Source organism: Verrucosispora sp. NA02020 (assembly GCF_013364215.1).
Classification (GTDB): domain Bacteria; phylum Actinomycetota; class Actinomycetes; order Mycobacteriales; family Micromonosporaceae; genus Micromonospora.
Map to the genome: position 1 here is coordinate 5,687,758 of NZ_CP054923.1, position 23,566 is coordinate 5,711,323.

19 protein-coding genes, 1 tRNA gene and 1 pseudogene are annotated in these 23,566 nt (G+C 72.2%); 7 read left to right on the forward strand and 14 right to left on the reverse strand.

Annotation, left to right across the window (positions count from 1 at the left end; all coding sequences use genetic code 11):
- Positions 1 to 6: 6 nt before the first annotated feature.
- Positions 7 to 1,833 (reverse strand): DUF1800 domain-containing protein, encoded by a 1,827-nt coding sequence (locus HUT12_RS25305; RefSeq protein ID WP_254876952.1) that lies wholly within the window; start codon positions 1,831 to 1,833, stop codon positions 7 to 9.
- Between the two features lie 764 nt (positions 1,834 to 2,597).
- On the opposite strand from HUT12_RS25305, the gene HUT12_RS25310 reads away from it, so the two are divergent.
- On the forward strand, positions 2,598 to 2,855 hold the full coding sequence (locus HUT12_RS25310) for a DUF3040 domain-containing protein (protein WP_131056949.1): 258 nt from the start codon (positions 2,598 to 2,600) through the stop codon (positions 2,853 to 2,855).
- Positions 2,856 to 2,867: 12 nt separating this feature from the next.
- On the opposite strand, the gene HUT12_RS25315 is transcribed toward HUT12_RS25310, so the two are convergent.
- On the reverse strand, positions 2,868 to 3,869 hold the full coding sequence (locus HUT12_RS25315; protein ID WP_176094981.1) for an SWIM zinc finger family protein: 1,002 nt from the start codon (positions 3,867 to 3,869) through the stop codon (positions 2,868 to 2,870).
- Entirely contained in the window at positions 3,866 to 7,249 is a 3,384-nt protein-coding gene (locus tag HUT12_RS25320) for an SNF2-related protein (protein ID WP_176094982.1), read from the reverse strand. Before HUT12_RS25320 ends, HUT12_RS25315 begins: the two co-directional genes overlap by 4 nt.
- Before the next feature lie 115 nt (positions 7,250 to 7,364).
- Between HUT12_RS25320 and HUT12_RS25325 the strand changes: the two genes are divergently transcribed.
- Positions 7,365 to 8,234 (forward strand): carbohydrate kinase family protein, encoded by an 870-nt coding sequence (locus HUT12_RS25325; RefSeq protein WP_176094983.1) that lies wholly within the window; start codon positions 7,365 to 7,367, stop codon positions 8,232 to 8,234.
- 76 nt (positions 8,235 to 8,310) lie between these two features.
- Here HUT12_RS25325 and HUT12_RS25330 read toward each other — a convergent pair whose 3' ends face one another.
- Entirely contained in the window at positions 8,311 to 8,832 is a 522-nt protein-coding gene (locus tag HUT12_RS25330; RefSeq protein WP_131055324.1) for a DinB family protein, read from the reverse strand.
- Between the two features lie 112 nt (positions 8,833 to 8,944).
- Here HUT12_RS25330 and HUT12_RS25335 point away from each other — a divergent pair, with 112 nt between their 5' ends.
- Positions 8,945 to 9,151 carry a hypothetical protein gene (locus HUT12_RS25335; protein ID WP_131055323.1) on the forward strand — a complete coding sequence of 69 codons (207 nt, stop codon included), beginning with the start codon at positions 8,945 to 8,947 and terminating at the stop codon, positions 9,149 to 9,151.
- A gap of 37 nt (positions 9,152 to 9,188) precedes the next feature.
- On the opposite strand, the gene HUT12_RS25340 is transcribed toward HUT12_RS25335, so the two are convergent.
- Both HUT12_RS25340 and HUT12_RS25345 read right to left on the reverse strand, forming a co-directional pair.
- Positions 9,189 to 10,334: a polysaccharide pyruvyl transferase family protein gene (locus HUT12_RS25340; RefSeq protein WP_131055321.1), complete on the reverse strand. Its 1,146-nt coding sequence runs from the start codon at positions 10,332 to 10,334 to the stop codon at positions 9,189 to 9,191.
- A gap of 95 nt (positions 10,335 to 10,429) precedes the next feature.
- Positions 10,430 to 10,795 (reverse strand): hypothetical protein, encoded by a 366-nt coding sequence (locus tag HUT12_RS25345; protein ID WP_236145917.1) that lies wholly within the window; start codon positions 10,793 to 10,795, stop codon positions 10,430 to 10,432.
- A gap of 25 nt (positions 10,796 to 10,820) precedes the next feature.
- On the opposite strand from HUT12_RS25345, the pseudogene HUT12_RS25350 reads away from it, so the two are divergent.
- A pseudogene (locus HUT12_RS25350) lies at positions 10,821 to 11,129 on the forward strand (dihydrofolate reductase family protein); the annotation flags it as partial.
- Between the two features lie 54 nt (positions 11,130 to 11,183).
- On the opposite strand, the gene HUT12_RS25355 reads toward HUT12_RS25350, so the two are convergent.
- The 7 genes from HUT12_RS25355 to HUT12_RS25385 form a co-directional block, all read right to left on the reverse strand.
- On the reverse strand, positions 11,184 to 11,981 hold the full coding sequence (locus HUT12_RS25355) for an alpha/beta fold hydrolase (protein WP_176094984.1): 798 nt from the start codon (positions 11,979 to 11,981) through the stop codon (positions 11,184 to 11,186).
- A gap of 476 nt (positions 11,982 to 12,457) precedes the next feature.
- Positions 12,458 to 12,532 (reverse strand) — tRNA-Val (locus HUT12_RS25360).
- Positions 12,533 to 12,618: 86 nt separating this feature from the next.
- Positions 12,619 to 13,083 carry a peroxiredoxin gene (locus tag HUT12_RS25365; RefSeq protein WP_131055314.1) on the reverse strand — a complete coding sequence of 155 codons (465 nt, stop codon included), beginning with the start codon at positions 13,081 to 13,083 and terminating at the stop codon, positions 12,619 to 12,621.
- Between the two features lie 59 nt (positions 13,084 to 13,142).
- Positions 13,143 to 13,580, reverse strand: coding sequence for a DUF3052 domain-containing protein (locus tag HUT12_RS25370; RefSeq protein ID WP_131055312.1), 438 nt, complete (start codon positions 13,578 to 13,580; stop codon positions 13,143 to 13,145).
- Positions 13,581 to 13,694: 114 nt separating this feature from the next.
- Positions 13,695 to 16,250, reverse strand: a complete 2,556-nt coding sequence (locus tag HUT12_RS25375) for a thiamine pyrophosphate-dependent enzyme (RefSeq protein WP_176095968.1) — start codon at positions 16,248 to 16,250, stop codon at positions 13,695 to 13,697.
- A 66-nt stretch (positions 16,251 to 16,316) separates the two neighbouring features.
- The gene (locus tag HUT12_RS25380) at positions 16,317 to 16,796 is read right to left on the reverse strand and encodes a MarR family winged helix-turn-helix transcriptional regulator (RefSeq protein WP_131056628.1); all 480 of its coding nucleotides are present in this window, start codon (positions 16,794 to 16,796) and stop codon (positions 16,317 to 16,319) included.
- Between the two features lie 106 nt (positions 16,797 to 16,902).
- Complete coding sequence (locus HUT12_RS25385; protein WP_162854388.1) at positions 16,903 to 17,307, reverse strand: YjbQ family protein; 405 nt, start codon at positions 17,305 to 17,307, stop codon at positions 16,903 to 16,905.
- 221 nt (positions 17,308 to 17,528) lie between these two features.
- On the opposite strand from HUT12_RS25385, the gene aceE reads away from it, so the two are divergent.
- The 3 genes from aceE to HUT12_RS25400 all read left to right on the forward strand — a co-directional run bounded on the left by aceE (position 17,529) and on the right by HUT12_RS25400 (position 22,847).
- Positions 17,529 to 20,273: a pyruvate dehydrogenase (acetyl-transferring), homodimeric type gene (aceE, locus tag HUT12_RS25390; RefSeq protein WP_131056632.1), complete on the forward strand. Its 2,745-nt coding sequence runs from the start codon at positions 17,529 to 17,531 to the stop codon at positions 20,271 to 20,273.
- 346 nt (positions 20,274 to 20,619) lie between these two features.
- Positions 20,620 to 21,909 (forward strand): choice-of-anchor B family protein, encoded by a 1,290-nt coding sequence (locus HUT12_RS25395; RefSeq protein ID WP_131054673.1) that lies wholly within the window; start codon positions 20,620 to 20,622, stop codon positions 21,907 to 21,909.
- Positions 21,906 to 22,847 carry a hypothetical protein gene (locus HUT12_RS25400; protein WP_254876953.1) on the forward strand — a complete coding sequence of 314 codons (942 nt, stop codon included), beginning with the start codon at positions 21,906 to 21,908 and terminating at the stop codon, positions 22,845 to 22,847. The genes HUT12_RS25395 and HUT12_RS25400 overlap by 4 nt, the downstream gene beginning before the upstream one ends.
- A gap of 100 nt (positions 22,848 to 22,947) precedes the next feature.
- Here the strand turns inward: HUT12_RS25400 and HUT12_RS25405 are convergent, their stop codons facing one another.
- The gene (locus HUT12_RS25405; RefSeq protein ID WP_131054674.1) at positions 22,948 to 23,394 is read right to left on the reverse strand and encodes an SRPBCC family protein; all 447 of its coding nucleotides are present in this window, start codon (positions 23,392 to 23,394) and stop codon (positions 22,948 to 22,950) included.
- Positions 23,395 to 23,566: the final 172 nt, after the last annotated feature.

The window sequence follows — 23,566 nt, forward strand, 5'->3', positions numbered from 1 at the left end:
GGGGCCTCAGCGGAGGTGGTGCTGGGGGGAGGCGAGGATCGCCCGCGCGACGGCGGTGATCGCCCCGTCGAAGTTCGCGTCGACCCTCGTGCCGGCGGAGACCCCGGCCACGTCGAGGATCAGCGCCCGTTCCCGGTCGGACAGCTTCTGCCGGACCAGCCGTCGGGCCAGCGCGTCCACGTACGCCCCGGCGGTGGCGGGCGGGTCGGTCACCAGCTTCTCCGGCCGGGTGTAGGTGAACACGGTACGGTTGGCGGCGAGCAGTTCGTTCGCCTCGTTCCAGCCGTTGACCATCGTGCCCGCCGACGTCCAGGCCACGTAGACGTCCGGGTAGCCGTCCGGGGTGGGCTGACCCATCGGGTGGTGGCCCAGCTCGCGCAGCTTGTCGGAGATCTGCCGCAGACCTCGCGCGTACGGGGTGCGGCGGTTGTCGCCGTTGTCGTGGCGCGGTGCCGCGTCCGGGGAGACGCCGAGGGTGCGGTAGGTGGCGACCAGGTACTCCAGTGGGCGGCGCACCTTCTGCCCCACCGCCGCCCAGAACTCCGAGGAGCTGAAGAGCGTCATCAGCACCGGCTTGATCTGGCCCTTGTTCGCGCTGTACGTCTTGGCCAGCCGGTCCACCAGGGACTTCGGCGGGGTGTCCGAGACGAACCGGACGGCCAGGTTCTGTGCCACGTACTTCGCGGTGGACGGGTGCAACGCGATGTGGGTGAGGTACGCGTCGATCGCCGCCTCGGCCCGCTTCGGGTCCGCCGAGTCGTTGGCGTGCCGGAAACCAAGGATCTTGACCTTGCCGACGTAGTGGCGGTCGGGACGGAAGACGTACGCGCCGTCCTGGACGCCCCGGCCGGTCTGGAGCAGCGCGGCCTGGCGGACGTCGGCCTCGGTGTAGCCGCCGTCGACACCGACCGAGTACAGCTCCAGGTTCTCCCGGGCCAGGTTCTCGTTGACCGCGTCCGCCCGGGAGTCCACCTGGTTGAGATAGAGCAGCAGGGCCGGGTGCCGGTTGGCGGCCAGCAGCATCTGCGGGTAGCTGCCCAGCGCGTGCTTGCGGACCACGTCCCGGTCGAACGAGTTGCGGTACACCTCGCCGCCGTCGAACTCGGCCGCGACGTGCAGGAAGTCGTTCCAGAAGTCGACCATCACCTCGAAGAGCTGGCGGTCCGACCAGATCTGCCGGGCGACGGTGGCGTCCACCATCTCCCGCTCCGGTTGGGCGCCCCGCTCGTTGAGCTGGTCCCGCTGCTCGCGCAGTTCCTTGACGGAGAGGTTCAGGGTGGGCAGTTCGGCGAGCTTGAGTTCCGCCCGGGTCGGGGCGATTTTCTCCGGCTCCAACTGCCAGCGCACCCAGCCGTCGATGCCGCGCTGCTTGATCTCGGCGAGCACGGCGGCGGTCGGTCCGAAGGTCAGCCGGCGGGCCAGGTGCACCGCCGGGTCCTTGCTGAGCACCGTCTTGACGGTCACCTTGGTCTCCGCCGCGGCCTGCGCCGGGCCGGAGTGGACCCGACCACCCTTGGGGGCGTTCTTCTTGAGCACCTCACCGGCGCGGGAGCCCATGTAGCTCTCGTTCTGCTCGGTGTAGGTGCGGACCGTACTCGGCCGCTGCCCGCTGGGACGTGCCGGCGTACCGTCGGTCGTGGTGGTCCCGGTGGCGTCGCCGGCCACCGCTGCGCCGCCGCCGAAGAGGCCACGCACCTGCGGCGTCATCGCCAGGGCCGCGCCACCGGCGACCACGGCGGCGGTACCGCCCAGCGCCGCGAGCGCCCGACGGCGACCGACGCGGCGACCGCCGTCGTCGTCACCGTCCAGATCGGGCGGTCCGCCCACCGGCATCGGCGGTACCCCGTGCCCGTCCGGCCCGATCCACTGCGGGCGGCCGTCGTGCGGGTAGGGCTCGACCGGGTGCGGCTGAGGTCGGGGGTACGGGGTGGCCTGGTGTGGGTTGGGCGGGTGTGGGTGTGGGGTGGTCTGGTGTGGGTGTGGTCGAGAGTGCGGGTGGGGCTGCCGGGAACGGGGGTACGGACGGGGGTCCTGTCCGCGCTCGTCGCGGCGGGGTGGCACATGCTGGTCGGCCATACACCGTTCCCGTTTCTACCCAGCGTCGCGCTCACGGCCGAGCGGGGGTGGTGAGGTGCGACGACTGCTGCCGGAGGGGGTTGCCCCGGCAAGGTAGTCAGCGGCATCTGACCCGACAAGACGGGCCGTCCCGCCCGCCCGGGGCGACTTAAGGCAACGCTCAACGCGAGCGGAGGTCGCCTACCGCACCGGTCACCCGGGTACGCACCACGCGAGCAGCGCGGACGACACGAGCCGCCTACCGTAGGTGACAATCCCACCCGCCCGGTCGACGGCGGACCGGTTCGACCCCACAGGCAGATTTAAGGCGTGCGTAAGGCAGTGCTCAGGCGTCCGGTCGCGCTCCCGCCGCCGTCCGGCCCTGCTGCTGGCGCTCTCCGGCCGCGCTGGCGGCGCTGTCCGGCCGCACTCCCGGTCGGTGCGGACGGGCGACCGGCCAAAGTAGGACCAGCAGGAGAGCGTGAGCCGTCGCCGCAGGGGTAATCCGCCGCGCCGTTGCTGAACGCGTGAGGGGAAGGCACATGCTCAGCAAAGAGGACCAGCGCCGTTTCGAGCAGATCACCCGCAATCTCCGGGAGAGCGATCCGGCGTTCTTCGCCCGGCTCGACAACCGATCCCGGATGCGACGCGGCCGGATGCTGCTGTTGATGACCATCGTGTTGTGGGCGGCCCTGCCGGCCACGACCGTACTCGCCGGCCGGCTGGCCGGGGCGGTGTACGCCGTCCTGCTGGTCGTCAACACCGCCCTGATGTGGCGGTACCGCCACCGCTGGGTCTGACCACCGGTCCACTCACTCGCCGAGCTGCCGGTACGCCTGGCGCAGACGCTCGGCCAGACCCGGTCCGCCGATCGCCGGCGCGGGCGCTCCGAGCTGCCGCAACAGCAGGTCGGGGCGGCTCGCCAGGCTCGGTGGGCGGTCCGGCAGCGGCACCGGTGGCAACCAGAACCGGTCGACCGTCTCGGCGAGCGGCGGAGCCGGCAGGTCGGTGAGGACACGTGCCGCACCGGCCGCCGGAAGAGCCACGTCGCCGCCGGACGACCGGTCGGCAGCACCGTCCGGCGACGACGGACCGGGTGCTGTCGGGTCGCCTGCTCGTGGGGCGGCGCCGGTCGCCACGGCCGGATCACCGACGTGGACGTTCGGGGTGCCGTGCACCTCGCGCCCGCTCGGTGGACTGCGCAGCTCCCGCCCGTTCGGGGTGCCGCGCAGCTCGCGTAGTCGGGCGAGCAGGTCGGACCGGCTGCGGCCCCGCCAGTGCAGCAGGGCGAACGGATCCGCGTCGAACGCCTCGGCCAGCAGATAGAACGTGGCCGCGAGGTGTTTGCAGGGCACCGCCGCGTCCGGGCAGGAGCAGTGCTGCTCGAGGTCGGTCACCGTGGCGGGGAACAGCGGTGCGCCGAGCGTGGCGAGCAGTTCCTCCAACTCGGCCGGCAGGTCACCGGCGAGCAGCCGGGCGCTGAAGAACGCCTGGGCGGCCAGCTCCGTCTCGATCCGTGTCCAGAGGTCGGCCGGGAACGGTGGCAACGCGACCCGGACCTGGTACGGCCGGGGTCGTGAACCCTGCACCACCGCGTCCACGCGTCCGGGGTGGACGTCGAGGCGTACCACCTGGCCGGCGCGCGCGTACGCCCGGCCCCGGGTCAGCCGGGTGCCGAGCGCGAACGACTCCAGCACCTCCACGAACCGCCGCGACCACCAGGACACCCCGATGGCACCCCGGGTGCTGCGGGCACGCAGCCCGCCGTCGACCCGGCGCGGCGGACCGTACTCGGCGAACCGGCCCTCGGTCACTCGGCCACCGCCCCGGCCTCCAGCGCGAACAGCTCCCGCAACTGGGTGGTGGAGAGCTCGGTGATCCACTGCTCGCCGGTGCCGACGACCGACGCGGCCAGGCCGCGCTTCTCGGCGATCAGCGCGGCGACCTTCTCCTCCACCGTGCCGGCGCAGACGAACTTACGGACCTGGACCCGGCGGCGCTGCCCGATCCGGAACGCCCGGTCGGTGGCCTGGTCCTCCACCGCCGGATTCCACCACCGGTCGACGTGCACCACGTGGTTGGCGGCGGTCAGCGTCAGTCCCGTCCCACCGGCCTTGAGGGAGAGCACGAACAGCGCGGGCCCGTCGTCGGACTGGAAGCGGGCCACCATCTCGTCCCGGTCGGCCTTGCCGACCCCGCCGTGCAGGAACAGCACCTCCCGGCCGAACCGGGCCGCCAGGTGGCCGCGCAGCATCCCGCCGAACTCGGCGTACTGGGTGAACAGCAGCGCCTTCTCCCCCGCCGCCAGGACCTCGTCGAGGATCTCCGTCAACCGGGCCAGCTTGCCGGAGCGTCCGTCCAACGGGGAACCGTCGCGCAGCAACTGCGCCGGATGGTTGCAGACCTGCTTGAGCCGGGTCATCGTGGCCAGCACCAGCCCCCGCCGCTCGATGCCCTCGGAGGACTCGATCCGGGCCAGCATGTCGTCGACCACCACCCGATAGAGCGCCGCCTGCTCGGCGGTGAGGTTGCAGACGACCTCCATCTCCAGCTTCTCCGGCAGGTCCGAGATGATCGAGGCGTCGGTCTTGAGTCGGCGCAGCACGAACGGGCCGGTGATCCGGCGCAGCCGCTCGGCGGTGTCGGCGTCGCCGTGCCGCTCGATCGGCTCGGCGAACCGCTTCCGGAAGGTCGCGGCCGGGCCGAGCAGCCCCGGATTGGCGAACTGCATGATGGACCAGAGGTCGGCCAGCCGGTTCTCCACCGGCGTACCGGTGACCGCCAGCCGGTGCCGGGCGGGCAGCAACCGCACCGCCTCGGCCTGCCGGGTGGCGGCGTTCTTGATCGCCTGCGCCTCGTCCAGCACCACCCGGTGCCAGTCCACCCCGGCCAGGTCCACCGCGTCCCGCGCCGCCACCGAGTACGTGGTGAGCACCAGGTCGGCCTCCTGCGCGGCGGCACCGACGTCGTCGCCCCGGGCCCGCTGCGCGCCGTGGTGCACGTGGACGCGCAGCTCCGGGGCGAACCGGGCGGCCTCCCGCTGCCAGTTGCCGACCAGCGACATCGGACAGACCAGCAGCGTCGGCCCGGACCCGGCCGGATCACCGGCCAGCAGCGCCAGCAACTGCACCGTCTTGCCCAGCCCCATGTCGTCGGCGAGCACCCCGCCCAGCCCGAGCGACTGGAGGAACGCCAGCCAGGCCAGCCCCCGCCGCTGGTACGGCCGCAGCGTGCCGTGGAACGACGGCGGCGGGTCCAGTGGCGTGAGCCGACGCTCCACCGACCCGGCGAGCAGGTCACCCAACGCCCCGTCGGCGGTCACCTCCAGCACCGGCAGGGCGTCCGGTTGCGTACCGTCGGCGAGCCCCAGCCGCAGCAGGTCGGCGACGGTCAGTTCGCCGGTGGACCGCAACAGGCGCAGACCGGCGGCGAGCCGCTTCGGATCCAGCTCGACCCACTGGCCGCGCAACCGCACCAGCGGCGTCTTCACCTCGGCCAGCCGGGCCAACTCCTCCTCGGTCAGCGGCTGGTCCCCGAGCGCCACCTCCCAGCGGTAGTCCACCAGGGCGTCCAACCCGACCCGGTCGGTCGGGCCGCTGACCGTGCCGGGCGCGGCCCGCGACCCGGCCCGCAGGCGGGCGCCCAGCCGCGACGCCGGGCGCTGCCACCAGGACGGCAGCAGCACCGTGAAACCGGCGGCGTGCAGCATCGGCGCGCCCTCGCGCAGGAACCGGTGCGCCCCGTCGGCGTCCAGTTCCAGCGCCTCCGGGGTGGCGGTCCGCAACGCCGTGTCCAGCTCCGGCCAGAGGCGGCTGGCCCGGCCCAGCTCGGCCAGCATCGTCTCCTGCGGATGCGCCCCGGCGACGGTGCCGCCCTCGCCGCGCCACACCTGACCGGCGTCGACGTGCAGACCCGACTCGTCGGCCGCCCGCAGACCGAACTCCACCCGCCACCTGCCCGGGTCCCCCACCGCCGCGTCCAGGTCGAGCGGCACCACCGTCACCGGGCCAGGCACCTCCTCGGTCGACGGCTCCACCAGCCGGAAGCTCGCCCGTACCGCCCCGCCCGCCGCGTCCCGCTGCCAGGCGTCCAGCTCGGACCGGAGAACGTCCAGCGCTGCCGCGTCGGCCGTGAACTCGCGGTGCGGCCCGGTCAGCGCGCCGAGCCAGGACGCCACCGCCGCGCCGGGGCGTACGCCTCGGGCCAGTGCGGTCTCCGGCAGGGCCGCGCGCACCGCCGCATCGGTCAGCACATCCAGCGCGTCCCCCACCACCCCACCCGGATGTAAGGCCGGATGTAAGGAAGGGCCCCCTGATAACGCCTCCGGTAGAGCAGGGGACCCCTCTTCACTTCCACGCCGGGTGGTGCGCGCCGATCCGCCCGGCCGGCGTGCGGTGCGACGGACGGCGCTGCCGGGCGCCGGAAGGGCGGGCAGGTCCGCCTCGACCACCGCGCGGGCGACCGGCGGCAGCGCCAACGCCAACGACCGCGCCCAGGCCGCGTCGGTACCGGTCAGCAGCGGACGCCACACCGCACGCGCGGGTACGCCGTCCTCCGGTCGCCCGCCACCGACCGCCGTCGACCCGGTCCGGGCGGTGGACCGTCGTCGGGTCTGCTGGGGCTGGTGGGCCTGGTCGGGCTGGTCGGGCTGGTGGGCTTGCCGGTGCTGGTGCGGCATCCGGTGGGCCTGGCTGTTCGGGTGGAGGGCCTGCGGGGCGGCGGACGTCGGGGCGGCGAGGCCGGGCAGGACCCGGCCCCGACCGGCCAGGTCGACGGCGAAGGCGGCCACCTCGGCCAGGTGTCGCAGGGCGGCACCCGGTACGGCGGACACGCGGTCGATGCCGCGCAGCAGCGCCAGCGTGGCGTCCGGGCCGTACGCGAGGACCGGCACCCGCCATCCGGCCAGGGCGACCCGGCCCCGGGGCGGTGCCACGACGGTGGTCCGGACCAGTTCCGGCGAGTCCATCGGCGAGCCGCCCCGGGTGGGCAGGCTCAACAGCACCGTGCCGAGGTCGGCCGGCTCGGCGGCCTCGCCCATGACGGTGGTCAACGCGGCGTGGTCGGCGGCGAACGGGTGCGGCCGGTCGCGGGGTGCCCGCCCCGGTCGGCGCGGCGCCTCCGGCTCTCGGGTGCTGTCCTCGGCCCAGACGGCGAAGCCGCGACCGGGCAGCCACACCCCGTGCACGACCAGCACGCACGCCCCCTCGCCGAGTAAGGAGGGGTCCCCTGCTAACGCCTCCGGTAGAGCAAGGGTCCCCTGCTAACAACCGGGACAGCTTAGGCGCCACCCGACGTCTACCGTCGACGCCATGTACGACCTTCTGGTGATCGGTGGACTCGGTGTCGACGTACGGGTGCGGGTGCCCGGATTGCCGCTGCCGGTGGTCGACTCGGTCACCGTCGACCCGATCGACCTGCGGATCGGCAACACGGGTGCCGGGGTGCTGCTCGCCGCCCACGCGCTCGGGCTGCGGGTGGCGGTGATCGACACGATCGGTGCCGACCCGGCCGGGGACGTGGTGCGCGCCGCGCTGGCCCGGACCGGCGTACACGCCACGCTGGCCGAGGACCCCGCCGGCACCCGCCGCTCGGTGAACCTGGTCGACCCCGCCGGACACCGGATGGCGCTGTACGACCCCCGCGACTCGGACGGTCCCGCGCCCTTCCCGACCGAGCGGGTGGCGGCACTGGTCGAGGACGCCACCCACGTCCACCTGTCGATCATGGGTTGGGTCCGGGACCTGCTGCCCGACCTCGCCGACGTACTCGCCGAGGGGGTGAGCAGCTCCACCGACCTGCACGACTGGGACGGGCGCAACCCCTATCACCGGCCCTTCGCCGAGATCGCCGAGCTGGTCCTGGTCAGCGGCGCGGCGCTGGGCGACCGGGCGGCGGGGACAGCCGCCACGTTCGCGCCGGGCCCGGTGCTGGTGACGCGGGGCGCGGACGGCGCGGAGTTGCACCTCGGCGGCCGCGTGCACCGGGTGCCGGCCGCAGTGCCGCCCGGCCCGGTGGTCGACACCAACGGTGCCGGGGACGCCTTCGCCGCCGGGGTCGTCGCGGCCCGCTCACGCGGCGCGACCTGGGCAGAGGCCGCCGGGTACGCGGCCGGGGTGGCCGCCGCCGCCTGCACCCACGACGGCATGGAGTACCCGCCGGGGCTGCTTCCCCTCCCCTGACGACCGCCCCTCGGCGCCCGTCAACGTGCGCCGGTCAACGTGCGCCCGTTCGAGAACGCCGGTATGAGAACGCCGGTCAGAGTGCGCCGGTGGTGCCGTCGGTGAGTTCCCGGAGGATGTCGGCGTGCCCGACATGCCGGGCGGTCTCCTCGATCATGTGCACCAGGATCCAGCGCAGCGACACCTCACCGAGCTGCGGTTGCGGCACCACGTGGTCCAGGTCGAAGCGGGCGGCGATCTCCCGCGACCGGTCACAGGTCCGCTCGTAGTCGGCGGCCAGGCTCTCCACCGTGTCGCCCTCGTCCAGGGTGAAGCTGGCCAGCGCCGCCTCCTCCGAGGTGGGGAACACCTCGCCCGGCGCCGGGTCGAGCAGGATGTGGAACCAGTTGCGTTCGATCTCGGTGAGGTGTCTGACCAGCCCGGCGATCGTGGTGGCCGAGGGCAGCAGCCGACGGGCCGCGTCGGGGTCGGAGAGGCCCCGCAGCTTGCGCAGCAGCACCGCCCGGTGGAAGTCGAGGAACGATTCGAGGACGTCCCGTTCGCCGGCCACCCGGTTGACGACCGGACCGAGCGTCGGGTCTATCGCGATCTCCGCCATGAGGGGAGATTAGTCCCGTTCCGACCCGCCGACTGTCCCGCACGCCCCGGGCTGTCCGCTGCGCGGGCGGCTATCCGCTGCGCGGCGACGGCGGGCGGGGCAGGATGGGCGCATGGCATCCTCGGTTGAGATCCCGCTGGTAGGTGGCGAGGCGGACGGACAGCAGGTCACCGTCGAGCTGGACCCCAACGGCCGTCCCCCGCTGACCCACCACCACCTGGGCTCGGCCGGCCTGGCCGGAGCGGACATCTACGAACTGGAGTCGGTCGACGCCAAGAGTCAGCAGTGGCGCTACTGCTGGCGAGGCCCGGCCGTCTGACCCACCCGGCACACGACGCGGCCCGCCCACCGGACGGTCAGGCGCCGACCTCGACCAGGGACCGGGCGCGCAGGCTCTCCAGCACCGCCCGGGTGACCCGCGAGGTGCCCCGGGCCTCCTCACAGACCTGGGCGACCCGCTGCGCGGTGGTCTCCCGCCGCTGGTCACGTTCGTCCCAGAGCTGGTCGACCTCGGCCAGCAGCGGCCCCTCCACCTCCCGCTCCACGCCGCGCAGCGCCGGCACCCCGAGTCGCTGGGCCAGGTCGAAGACCTTTCCGGCGTACGGCAGGGGCAGGAACGGCGTACCCATCATCGCGGCGAAGATCAGGAAGTGCAGTCGCATGCCGACGGCGAGGTCGAAGTGGCGCATCAGCCCGAGGACCTGTTGCGGCGAGTAGGTGCCGTGCAGGATGCGTCCACGTTCGGCGGCGGTCATGTGCGAGAGCACGCCGTGCGAGTGCCGGATGTCGTCGCGCTCCATCGGGACGAAGAGCACGTGCGCGTCGATCCGGTGCACCAGGAAGTCGCCGATCTGGGCCAGCAGCCGGTGGTACCCGTCGACGTCGAGCCGTTCGGCGGCGCGGCCGGGCTCCCGTACGCTCATCCCGACCAGCCGCTTGCCCGCCGGCACGCCCTCCTCGCGCAGCAGTGCCGCCGGGAAGTCCTCCGGTTCCAGCAGGAACGCCGGGTCGGCGGTGACCGTGATCGGGTTGAGCAGGCCGGCCTCCTCCAGCACCATCCGCGACTCCTGGTCGCGGACGGTGACCTGGGTGGCGCCGGCCAGCGTCTCCCGGACCATGCCGGTGTCCACCATCTCGCTGAGCGGGCCCACCCCCACCGCGTACGTCAGCAGTGGCAGGCCGCGTTCCTGGGCGACCCGCACCACGCGGAGGTAGCGGCGGGCCTCCTTGTCGTAGAGGATGCCGCCGCCGCCCAGGATCAGCAGGTCGAGCTGGGAGAGCACGAGGGCGGAGTCGGTCCGGCTGACCCCCTCCCACGGCACCGCCTCGACATCCGGATGCGCCAACGCGGTGTGCGCCGGGTTCCGTGAGAAGACGATGATCCGGGCGTTCGGCTCCTGTTCGCGCAGGTCGGCCAGCAGGCCGGTGAGGATGGCCTCGTCACCGAGGTTGCGCCCACCGTACGAGCCGAGCACACCGATGGTCAGTCCGGCACGCGTCATCCGTCGCTCCTCCCCAGGTGCGTCCGCATCGACGTCTTCCCGCTGCGCCGACGAACAGTCCTCGCGTACCCGGGGCGTCCGGTGGCGGTCGGCGGTCAGGAGGGCTCGGCGGTCAACCGGGACACCAGGGCGACGACCACGTCGTCGGGGTCGAACCCGGCGTCGATCGAGGGGGTGAGCAGGTCGAGCAGGAGCCCGTCCACGGCGTAGCGCAGCAGGGTCACCTCGAACGCGCCACCGGGCAGGCCGGCGGCCAGTTGGTGCGCGACGTCGTCGCGGTAGCCCCGGCGCAGGGTCGCACCGAGGATCCGGGCCAGGTCGGGACGGCGGGTCGCCTCCAGGCGCAGCTCGATCAGGGCGCGGGTGAGTTCCGGCTGCCGGGTGGTCCGTTCGACGATGTACCGGACGTAGTCGGTGAGCAGGGCCGTGGAGGGTTCCCGGGCGGCCAGTCCGGCCAGCACCGTCTCGTCGGGGGCGAACCGCTCGAAGCAGTACGTCTTCGCCCGCTCGCTGCCGCCGTCCGACGACCCGGCGGTGGAGATCGTCTCCGGTGACCCGGTCGCCTTCGTCCGCGACCTCAAGCAACGGTCCGGCGGCGACATCTGGCTCTGCGGCGGCGGCCAGCTCGCCGGCCAACTGCTGCCGGAGGTGGACGAACTGGTGGTCAAGGTCAATCCGATCGTCGTCGGCAGCGGCATCCCGCTCGCCGACCGCTCGTTCGACCTGCAGCACTTCAGCCTGGTCGACGCCACCCCCATCGGCGCGGGCGTGATCATGCTGCACTACACGCGGTGAAGGACGTGCCGGATGGACCGGCACGGTGCCGGCGGCGCGATCAGGCTGAAGTACTCAGACCGGGGTGTTCAGGGTGTGGGTGAGGAAGGGGAGGACCACCGCCGGCAGGGCGGGCGAGTCCACGATGTCGTAGTGGGTGAGCCCGGGCAGGACCGCCAGGCGGGCGTCCGGCCGGTCGGCACCGTCCCAACCGGCGTCCCGGTGTCCGCCGCCGAGCAGGCCGAAGAACTCGACCATGTGCGCGGGACGGATCGAGTCGGCGTCGGCGAAGACCAGCAGGGTGGGGGTGGTCAGCGCGGCCACCTCCGCCGACCAGTCGTACTCGCGGCGCAACAGCTCGCCGGTCCTGGCCCAGAGCTTCGGCCAGTCGTCGGGGCGGGGCGCGACCTGTCGATAGAGCTCGTACGCCGGGATGCCCGTCATCCGCTCGCCGGCCGCCTCGTCGGGCTCCGGCATCCCGGCGAGCACCTCGGGGAACCAGCCCTGACGTCGGCACGGCGCGGAGACCACCACCAGTCGGCGAAGCAGGTGCCGGTGCTGGACCGCCAGCCGCAGGCCGACCCCGCCTCCGAGGGAGAAGCCCAGCACGTCGACCGGACCCAGACCCAGGTGACCGATGAACGCGGCCACGTCGTCGGCCATCGACTCGTACCGCATCGGACGGTCGACGTCGGCGGTGCGTCCGTGACCCGGCAGGTCGACACTGATCACCTGGCGGCGCTGCGCCAGCGCGGGCCGGATCGCGGCGAAGGTCTCGACCGCGCCGAACCCGCCGTGCAGCAGCACCAGCGGCCGACCGGAGCCGTGTATCTCGTACCAGAACCGCACGTCGGCGACCTCGGCGTAGCCCACTCGCGCCCCTCCCCGTCCGCGTCGGCACCGACCCGACGACGACGGTACGCGGCACCCGTCCGGCTCGGCTCCGTTTGCCGGAGACCGCACCCCCATCGTCACGCGCGGCCCACGAAAGACGCGCCCGTGTCCGCATCCGGGCTGCCGTACGGCGGGCGCTCGGCTGATGCTCGGGACCTGACCGACAGCACGTCGGGCCCTTTCGAGCTGAAAGCGTCCACGGATCGCGGTGAGCGGCCCCGGCCTCCGGCGCTCCGTGCCGAGGATCTGCGATAGCGCAAACGGTTCAGCTCGAAAGGCGCCGAAGTAGGAACCAAGAAGGTCGCCGCCGACGCGCATTTTCGCACCCGAACCGCACGTCGGCGACCTCGACGTATCCCACGGCGACGTCACCGCCACGACCGCCGATGCAGAGACGGCCCGGAGAACGATGCGGAGACGGCCCGGAGAACTGATCTCCGGGCCGTTGTTCGATCTGGTGGGCGCGGCAGGTTTCGAACCTGCGACCCCTCGCTTGTAAGGCGAGTGCTCTCCCGCTGAGCTACGCGCCCGGAACGCCGTACGGCGAGCCGGCGGTTGGCAAGCCTACCCTGCCGCCCACCGGCCCTACCGGACGGTTACCACCGTTCGGGACGGGTCAGGCGCCGGCCTCGGCCAGGGCCTTGCGCCACCCGTGCTGGTCACGCGGTTCGCCCGGCATGTTCATCTCGGCGAACCGGACCACGCCGTTCTTGTCGATGACGAAGGTGCCCCGGTTGGCGATGCCGGCGACCTCGTTGAAGACGCCGTACGCCTGGGCGACGGCACCGTGCGGCCAGAAGTCCGACAGCAGCGGGAACTGGAAGCCCTCGCGGTCCGCCCAGACCTTGTGGGCGTACACCGAGTCGACGCTGACGGTGAGTACCTGGACGTCGTCGCTGACGTACTCGTCGAGGTTGTCCCGCACCTCGCACAGCTCGCCCTGGCAGATGCCGGTGAAGGCCAGCGGGTAGAAGACCAGCAGGACGGAGCGCCGGCCACGGAAGTCGGCGAGCCGGACCTCCTGGTTGTTCTGGTCCTTCAGCACGAAGTCCGGCGCCTCGGCGCCAACCTCGATCGGCATGCGAGCTCCTTCGGGAGTCAGGTCGGGTCGGCCTCAGCCTGTCACACCGCTGAGCAGGGTCACTTCTTGCCCTTGGCACCTCGGCGCAGCACGAGACGGGCCCCGCTCCAGTCCTTGCCGGCGTTGATGGTGGAGGTCTGTTGGAGGCCTGCGGTGGGTGCGGACTCGGAGACCTCACTCGGTTCCACGTGCCCGTCACGGCCGGCCTTGGGCGTCAACAGCCACACGACCCCGTTGTCGGCCAGGGGGCCGAGGGCGTCCACGAGAAGTTCGAAAAGATCACCGTCGCCGTCCCGGTACCACACCAGCACCGCGTCGACCACCTCATCGGTGTCCTCGTCGACCAGGTCACCACAACGGTCGGTCAGGGCGTCCCGGAGATCGGAGTCGACGTCCTCGTCGTACCCCATCTCCATGACGACCATCCCCGGCTCGATGCCGAACCGGTCCGCCAGGCTGCGTACCCCGTCGGCAGCCTGACCAGCGGTCGCGCTCACTGTCGCGTGCCTCCTCATCTCGTGGCGAGTTCGCGGCGTCCCCTCGAACGCCGTCAGGCAAAGTCCACACAGTTGTGCCCTCCGGCGCAAGTGGCGCACCGGGTGGAACGAAATTTACCGTGCCAGCAGCGTACGGGCACCCTGGGTGATGGCCTCCTCGGACACCAGGACCTGACGGGCAGCCGGACCTAACGGCACAAATGAGTCAACTGCGGCCACTCGTCGTGCCGCACCGACATAACCGGCGTCCACCAGCGCGGCGATCACTCCCTCACCCACCCCGCCGGAGCGTCGGGTCTCGTCCACCACCAGCACCCGGCCGGTCGCGGTGGCCTCCCGGATGAGATCGGCCACAGGTAGCGGGGCCAGCCAACGCAGGTCCACCACGCGGGTGCCGACGCCCTCGTCGGCAAGCGCCGACGCGGCCCGCAGCGACATCCGGACGCCGTTACCGAACGTGATGATCGTGACGTCCTCGGCCGAGCCGACGCCGTACACGCGGGCCCGCCCGACCGGCACGTGTGCGCCCGCCCAGGCGCCCGGCTCGGCGTACCCGGCCAGCCACTCCCCGTCGCCGTCGGTGTAGAGGTCGCGCGTGTGGTAGAGCCCGATCGGCTCCAGGAACACACAGACGCTGCCGTCCACCGCCGCGCTCGCCAGGCAGGTCCGTAGCATCGCCGCCGCGTCGTCCGGTCGCGCGGGTACGGCGATCACCAGCCCGGGTACGTCCCGCAGCACCGCCACCGAGTTGTCGTTGTGGAAGTGCCCGCCGAAGCCCTCCTGGTACGCCAACCCGGCCACCCGCACCACCATCGGGTTCCGCATCGCGCCCTGCGAGAAGAACCCCATGGTGGCCGCCTCGCCGCGCAACTGGTCCTCGGCGTTGTGCAGGTACGCCAGGTACTGGATCTCCGGCACCGGCAGCATCCCGGCCAGCCCGGCACCGAGCCCCAGGCCGAGGATCGAGGTCTCGTCGAGCAGGGTGTCGAAGACCCGGGCGACACCGAACCGGTCCCGCAGTCCCTTGGTGACCCCGTACACCCCACCCTTGGCGGCGACGTCCTCGCCGAAGACGGCCATCTGCGGATGGTCGAGCAGCCCGTCGGTGAGCGCGGCGTTGATGCTCTGCGCCAGCGTCAGCGGGCCGACCAGCTCCGGCGGCTTGCCGCCGAACGCCTCGACCCGTGCGCCCGCGTCCGGCCCGGCCGCCCGGTCGCCCGCCTCGGCCACCGCACGGGCCACCCGCAACGGTCGGCGGGGCGCCAGCGGGGCGACCACCTCGGCCGGGCTGGACAGCTTCGGCTCGTCGAGCACCCCCTCGGCCAGCCGGCGGACCCGCCAGCCGATCTCGTCGTAGCGCTCCAGCAGCTCCGCACCGCTGGCCAGGCCCGCCTCGACCAACCGTCGCGCGGTGGCCGCCACCGGATCCCGGTCCAGGTCGGCCCGGATCTCCCCGGCCGTCCGGTACGCGCTCTCGGCGTCCGCGCCTGCGTGCCCCATCAACCGCACCGTGGTGAGGTGGAGTACGGCCGGGCGCCGGTGGCGGCGGACCCAGGCCGCCGCCTCGACCGCCACCTCGTACGTCTCGACCAGGTCGGTGCCGTCGGCGGCGAAGTACCGCACCCCCGGCTTCGACCGCAGCGCCGTCGTCACCCAGCCCTGCGGCGACCGGAGGCTCAGGCCCAGGCCGTTGTCCTCGCATACGAACAGCACCGGGATGCGCAGACCGGTGTGGTCGTACCAGCCGGCGGTGTTGAAGGCGGCGGTGGCGCTGGCGTGGTTGATCGAGGCGTCCCCGAACGAGCAGACCACGATCGCGTCCGGTGCCCACGTCGTCGCGACGGGCGTCTCGCCCGGCCAGGTCGGCTCCGGTCGCGTGTCCAGCCGGCGCAGCCGCTCCACCGCGAGGCCCATGCCCACCGCCCGGGGCAGGTGCGAGGCGATCGTGGAGGTGGTCGGCACCACGGCGAGGTCGGCCCGACCGAAGACCTTGTGCCGGCCTCCGGCGATCGGCTCCTCGCGCGAGGCCACCATGCCCCGCAGCACGTCCCGGGCCGCGTCCGCGTACACCGGGTCGACCGCCCGCCGCTCGTCGCCCGCGGCCTCCGCTTTCCCGGCCGGGCGCTCGTCGTCGTCCAGCGGATCAGCGGCCCGGGGGCCCTCCTCGGCGTGCCCGACCCTGCCGACCGGCGGCGCGTCCTCGGCCGGGTCGAGGTCGACCTCCGTCGCCTGCCCGGCGGGCGCGGACGTGTCGGTGCTGGGGCCGCCGTGGTCGCCGGCCGGCTCCGCGTCGGGGTCCCGGCCGGTGTCGGGCTCCCCGCTGCGGGCGGCCTGAGCGGCCCGCACGCAGTAGAACGCGCCGGAGCGGTAGTGCAGCAGGGCCGGGTCGGTGGGGCGTAGCGCCGCGGCGACCCCGGCGTTGCCCTCGTGCCCGGCCGAACCGATCGTGTAGTAGCCCTCGCCGAAGCCGCGGAGCCAGCGTCCGGCGAGGTCGAGTTGGCGGCTGGTGACCTGTGCGTCGAAGAGGTCCAACAGCTCTGCGCCGGTCAGCGTGGCACCGTCGGCCACCGGCTGTGCCGGGTCGGCGCGGCGCCCCGGCGCGGCGAGGGCGGCCAGGGCCTCCCGGAACCGGTCGTCGAGATCCTGCGGGGTGGTCACGTCCGACAGCATTACCGACCGAGGCACGCCTCGCCCACCTGAGCACGTTTCACGCACCTGGGACGGCGCGGCGCCCGACTACGTCCCGAGCCGCTCCGGGCAACCGCCGTCGGAGACCTTCCAGACGAGTTCGCCGAGCGCCGCCAACTCCTCCGTGCTGAGTCCGGCCAGCAGTCGTGAGTCGGACAGCACCCCGTGGACCCGGTCCCGCATCCGCCGGCCCGCCTCGGTCACCACCAGGGTCCGCTGCCGCCGGTCGTCCGGGTCGGCACGACGCTCCACCAGCCCGGCCCGCTCCAGCTTGTCGACCAGCGCGGTCACGTTGGACCGGTCGCAGCGCAACTGCCCGGCCAGCTCACGGGCGGGCAGCGGGTGGTCCGGGTCCAGTTCGTAGAGCGCGCGGGCGACCGCCGGGGTCAGCCCCAGTGCGGCGATCTCGCTGTCCTGGTGGTGCCGAAGGGCGGCGGCCACGTGCATGATCCGCCGGACCGTGTCGCCGGCCACCCGGGACCGGTCGGCCCCACCCGGGCCGACCAGGGTGGCGGGTGGTCGCGGCATGGTCGACATTCTACGATCCGGCCACGTTCGGGCAGTTCCGCCGTTACGTCGGCGGCGCGCCGCCGGGACGGTCGCCTCGCGGTGGCCGGCCGGGCGGGTGTGGTGGTCAGCCGGGCAGGAAGGAGAAGCGGACCTGCCGGCTGGAGTTGTCCCCGTTGGTGTCGACCAGGCAGACCGACTGCCAGGTGCCCAGGGCGAGCCGGCCGCCGAGCACGGGCAGCGTCGCGTACGGGGCGACGAAGGCGGGCAGCACGTGGTCGCGGCCGTGTCCGGGCGAACCGTGCCGGTGCTGCCAGCGGTCGTCGGTGGGCAGCAGCGCGTCCAGCGCGGTGAGCAGGTCGTCGTCGGAGCCGGCGCCGGTCTCGATGATGGCCACCCCGGCGGTGGCGTGCGGCACGAACACGTGCAGCAGCCCGTCGCCCTGCCCGGCGAGGAACTGCTCGGCCTCGGCGGTGATGTCCCGGACGGTCGGCCGGGAACCGGTCCGGATGCTGATCACCTCACTACGCATACCCCCCATTCTGCCCGGTTACGAAACCTTGTACCGGCGCGCTCGGCGGCGTTTCCTGGCAAGATCGTCTACTACCCGTCCGGGCCTGCGCGGCGACGCGAAGTTACTGTTCGGTACGTGTGTCGCGCGTCGCCCTTGGGCCGGGTGGACGTGACGGCGAGTGCCGCGACGGGGCAGGATGGCGCTAGAGACCTATCCCACACACAACCGAGGGAACGCCTGTGGCTACGGAACGCAAGCGCCCGGTGATCACGGCCGGACTGCCGAGCCAGCTTCCGGATACCGACCCTGAAGAGACCAGCGAATGGGTCGAGTCGCTCGACGGTGTCATCGATGATCGTGGCACCAAGCGGGCGCGATACGTGATGCTGCGCCTGTTGGAGCGCGCCCGTGAGCGCCAGGTCGGCGTACCGTCGCTGACCACCACCGACTACCTCAACACGATCCCGCCGGAGCGCGAACCCTGGTTCCCGGGTGACGAGCACATCGAGCGCCGGATCCGGGCGTACGTGCGGTGGAACGCGGCGATGCTGGTGCACCGTGCGCAGCGTCCCGAGATCGGCGTCGGCGGACACATCTCCACCTTCGCGAGCTCGGCCTCGCTCTACGAGGTGGGCTTCAACCACTTCTTCCGGGGCAAGAACCACCCGGGTGGCGGCGATCACATCTTCTACCAGGGGCACGCCTCCCCCGGCATGTACGCCCGGGCGTTCCTGGAGGGTCGGCTCAGCGAGAACCAGCTCGACGGCTTCCGGCAGGAGCTGTCGCACCCCGGCGGCGGGCTCCCGTCGTACCCGCACCCCCGGCTGATGCCGGACTTCTGGGAGTTCCCCACCGTCTCGATGGGGCTGGGCGGGCTGAACGCCATCTACCAGGCCCGGTTCAACCGCTACCTCCAGCACCGGGGCATCAAGGACACCTCCGACCAGAACGTCTGGGCCTTCCTCGGCGACGGCGAGATGGACGAGCCGGAGACCCTGGGCGCGATCGGCGTGGCCGCCCGGGAGGAGCTGGACAACCTCACCTTCGTGATCAACTGCAACCTCCAGCGCCTGGACGGTCCGGTCCGCGGCAACGGCAAGGTGATGCAGGAGCTGGAGGCGTTCTTCCGGGGCGCCGGTTGGAACGTCATCAAGGTGGTCTGGGGCCGGGAGTGGGACCCGCTGCTCGCCGCCGACACCGACGGCGCGCTGGTCAACCTGATGAACACCACGCCGGACGGCGACTACCAGACCTACAAGGCGGAGTCCGGGGCGTACGTCCGGGAGCACTTCTTCGGTCGGGACGCGCGGACCCGCAAGATGGTCGACGGCCTGAGCGACGACGAGATCTGGAACCTCAAGCGCGGCGGGCACGACTACCGCAAGCTCTACGCGGCCTACAAGGCGGCGACGGAGCACACCGGGCAGCCGACGGTGATCCTGGCCAAGACGATCAAGGGCTGGACGCTCGGCCAGCACTTCGAGGGCCGCAACGCCACGCACCAGATGAAGAAGCTGACGCTGGACGACCTGAAGACGTTCCGCGACCGGCTCTACCTGGACATCCCGGACTCGGCGCTGGAGGACAACCCGTACCTGCCGCCGTACTACCGGCCGGACGAGAAGTCCGACGAGATGCAGTACCTGCACGAGCGGCGCAAGAACCTCGGTGGCTACCTGCCGAGCCGGCGGACCGAGGCCAAGCCCCTGGCCATCCCCGGCAGCGAGCGCTTCGCCGACGTGAAGCGGGGCTCGGGCAAGCAGAAGGTGGCCACCACGATGGCCTTCGTCCGGCTGCTCAAGGACCTGATGAAGGACAAGCAGTTCGGCAGGCGCTGGGTGCCGATCATCCCGGACGAGGCACGGACCTTCGGCCTGGACTCGATCTTCCCGACCGCCAAGATCTATTCGCCGCACGGTCAGCGGTACACCTCGGTCGACCGGGAGCTGTTCCTGTCGTACAAGGAGTCGACCGCCGGTCAGATCCTGCACGAGGGCATCAACGAGGCCGGCTCGGTCGCCTCGTTCACCGCCGCCGGTTCGTCGTACGCCACGCACGACGAACCGATGATCCCGATGTACATCTTCTACTCGATGTTCGGGTTCCAGCGCACCGGTGACGGTTTCTGGGCGGCGGCCGACCAGATGGCCCGTGGTTTCGTGCTCGGCGCCACCGCCGGTCGCACCACGCTCAACGGCGAGGGCCTCCAGCACGAGGACGGCCACTCGCTGCTGCTCGCGGCCACGAACCCGGCCGTCGTCGCGTACGACCCGGCGTTCGCGTTCGAGATCGCGCACATCGTGGAGAACGGCCTGCACCGGATGTACGGCGAGGAGCAGGAGAACGTCTTCTACTACCTCACCATCTACAACGAGCCGATCCACCAGCCGGCCGAGCCGGAGGGCGTCGACGCCGAGGGCATCGTCAAGGGCATCTACCGGTACGCGGCGGCCCCGTCGGTGGAGGGTGACGCCCCCCGGGCGAACGTGCTCGCCTCCGGCACCGGCATGCAGTGGGCGCTCAAGGCGCAGCAGCTGCTCGCCCAGGACTGGGGGGTGGCCGCCGACGTCTGGTCGGTGACCTCCTGGACCGAGCTGCGGCGGGACGCGGTCGAGTGTGAGGCGTACAACCTCCTGCACCCGGGCGCGGAGCAGCGGGTGCCGTACATCCAGCAGAAGCTGGCCGACGCCGACGGGCCGAAGGTCGCGGTCAGCGACTGGATGCGCGCGGTGCCGGACCTGATCTCCCGCTGGGTGCCCGGTGACTGGACCTCCCTGGGCACCGACGGCTTCGGCCTGTCGGACACCCGGCACGCGCTGCGCCGGCACTTCCGCGTCGACGCCGAGTCGATCGCGGTCGCCACGCTGCGGCAGCTCGCGCTGCGCGGCGTCGTACCGGCGCACGTACCGGCCGAGGCAGCCAAGAAGTACGCCATCGACGACGTGAACGCCGCCCCGGTCGGCGAGACCGGCGGCGACAGCTAGTACCGCACGCACTGAGAGAGGGCCCGGCGCATCGCGCCGGGCCCTCTCTCACGCTGGGGTCGGGGGAAAGGAAGGGCCCCCTGCTAACGCCTCGTGCATAGCAAGGGTCCCTTCCTAACACGCATGCGCGCACCCGCTCCACGAGCGCCGAGAACGGCGGCGACGCCGCCCCGGTATGACACAGGCGATATCAGGAGGCGACTTCCCCCCGTAACATCGCCGATCCACAATCATCGATAGGTATCCGACCTCCGCACGGGCACCACGCCGGCCCGGTGGACTCCTGTCGCGCCGTCCTCCGCCGGCTCGGACGCCGTCCGCCCCCGCGCGACGAGAGGGAGCACAGATGCGAATCGTCCGGATCGGCCTGGCCCTGGCCGTCGGCGCCCTGGTGGTGTCGACGCTGGGGCCGGGCTCGCCCTCGGTGGCACACGACCCCGCCACACCCGCCGGGCGGGCGTCGGCGCAGGAGTTCATGGCGCAACGGGAACCGACCCAGCAGGCGGCTGCCCTCGCGGCGACGGCCTGCACGAACGGTCAGGCGGCCGGCTACCCCTGCCGCAACGTGGACCTGCTGTCGTTCATGCCGCTGTCCGGCATCGGCGGCAGCCAGGCGAACGACATCTGGGGTTGGACCGACCCGCAGACCCGCAAGGAGTACGCGCTGGTCGGCCGCCGCAACGGCACCTCGTTCGTGGACATCTCGGACCCGACCGCGCCGGTGTACCTCGGCAACCTGCCCGCGTACCAGAACCGCACCGCCGTCTGGCGGGACATCAAGGTCTACCGTGACCACGCCTACGTGGTGGCGGACGTCTCCGGGCACGGCATGCAGGTCTTCGACCTGACGCGGCTGCGCGGCGTCACCACGCCGCAGACCTGGACGACGAACGCGCAGTACAACCAGTTCGGCAACTCGCACAACATCGCCATCAACGAGCAGACCGGCTTCGCGTACGCGGTCGGCACCAACACCTGCAGCGGCGGCCTGCACATGGTCGACATCCGGACCCCGAAGTCCCCGACGTCGGCCGGCTGCGTCAGCAACGACGGATACACCCACGACACCCAGTGCGTGGTCTACCGGGGTCCCGACACCGCCTACAGCGGGCGGGAGATCTGTGTCAGCTCCAACGAGGACACCGTCACCGTGGTCGACGTGACCACCAAGTCCGCCCCTCGACAGCTGGCCCGCATCGGGTACACCGGTCGGGCGTACACCCACCAGGGCTGGTTCACCGAGGACCAGCGCTACTTCCTGCTCGACGACGAGTTGGACGAGTCCCGTCGCGGGGTGAACACGCAGACCTACATCTGGGACCTGGCCGACCTGGACGCCCCTCGACACATCGGCACCTACAGCGCGCCCTCCGGCGTCGCCGCCACCGACCACAACCAGTACGTCAAGGGCAAGTACAGCTACCAGGCCAACTATCGGGCCGGGTTGCGCATCCTGGACCTGACCAACGTGGCCGCCGGCCGCGCCACCGAGGCCGGGTACTTCGACGTCTACCCGTCCAGCAACAGTTCCTCGATGAACGGCGCCTGGAGCACCTACCCGTACTTCCCGAGCGGTGTCGTCGTGGTCAGCGGCATCGAACAGGGGCTGTTCGTGTTGCAGCCCCGGCTGCCGTGACGACGACCAGTCAGGGGCCGGCGGCGAAAGCCGTCGGCTCCGTCGCCGTGCCGCCCACCCGGGAGTACGCGACCGGTCCCCCCGTTCCGGAACCGACGTCGGGTCCGCCGACGCGCTACGCGGCCATCGCGCTGGTGCTCGCGCTGACCCTGACGGTCGGCTTCTTCGCCGGGCGGGCCGGCGGCCCGAGCGGCACTCCGGCCCGGTCGTCCGGTGCCGTGCCGGGCGGGCACGCGGGCCACGGTCCGGGCGGGCTGGAGGTCTCCCGTGACGGCTGGTCTCTGGCGCTGCACACGCCGGACCTGACCGCCGGCGAGCCGGGTGAGCTGGCCTTCCAGATCAGCGACCAGACCGGGGCCGCACTGACCGAGTTCCAGGAGAACCACGAGCGCCGGATGCACCTGATCCTGGTCGGCCGTGACCTCTCCGGGTATCAGCACCTGCATCCGGAGATGTCGCCCGACGGCACCTGGCGGGTGCGGGTCACCCCGTCGGCACCCGGCCCGTTGCGGGTGATCGCCGACTTCTGGCCGCTCGGCGCCCAGGCGGGGGTCACCCTCGGGACGGACCTGCCGGTTCCCGGCCGGTACGCGGCACGGCCACTCGATCCGCCCGAGGAGACGGTCCTGGTCGACGACTACACGGTCACCCTGGACGGCGGCCTGCGGGCCGGCGAATCCCACCAGGTGCTCGTCTGGCTCGGTCGCCTCGGGCAGCCGGTCAACGACCTGCAACCGCACCTGGGCGCGTACGGGCACCTGGTCGCGTTGCGCCAGGGCGATCTGGCGTACCTGCACGTCCATCCGGCGGCGGCGAGTCAGGCCAGTTCGGTGGTGGCGTTCGGCATCACGGTGCCGTCGACGGGCACCTATCGCCTCTTCTTCGAGTTCCGGCACCTCGACGAGGTACGCGTCGCGGCCTTCACCGTCGTCGTGTAGGGCGATCACCGGCGGCGTCGAAAACGGTGGCGGCCCGGGTGCACCTGGTCGGGACACCGGGGCCGCCACCGCATCGCGGGTGACGCCAGGAGGTGGTCGGTCAGCCGACGGCGGCCAGGTCGGTCAGCCGAGCCAGCGAGTCCTCCAGGTCGGCGCCGACCCTGCGCAGGCCGAGCCGGAGAAGCGCGGCCTTGACCGGGCCGGCCGGCCAGCGTACGACGATGAGCCGCACGACCGTCCCACCCTCGTCCTCGTCCGGGGTGAGCTGGACGTATATCTCGGTGCGCGCCTCCGCTCGGGCACCGGCGCCCTTGGCCCGTTCCCGCCAGCCGATCAGGGTCGGTTCCTGGTAGGCGATCACTTCGGCCTCATGTGCGGCACCGCGCCCGGCCTGGACCAGTTGCCGTCTGCCGAAGCCCTCGCCCGAGAGGACCTCGGCCGCACGGACGCCGGCCAGCCAGGCCGGCAACTGCTCAGCGCGCTGTACCACGTCCCAGACCGCGTTCACCGGTGCCGTCACGTGCGCGCTGCGTTCCACGAGGATCATTTCCGTCTTCCTCCAGTGAGGACATCCCACAATATTCGGAACTGTATGCGCAAAAACGGACGTATGTGGACGGGTTAACAAAGACACGCCGAAAGGTATTGCCATCGACGCATCGACACCCTATGGCGCAGCGCTCCCACGACCCCTAGAGTTCCGAACACGTTTCGCGTTT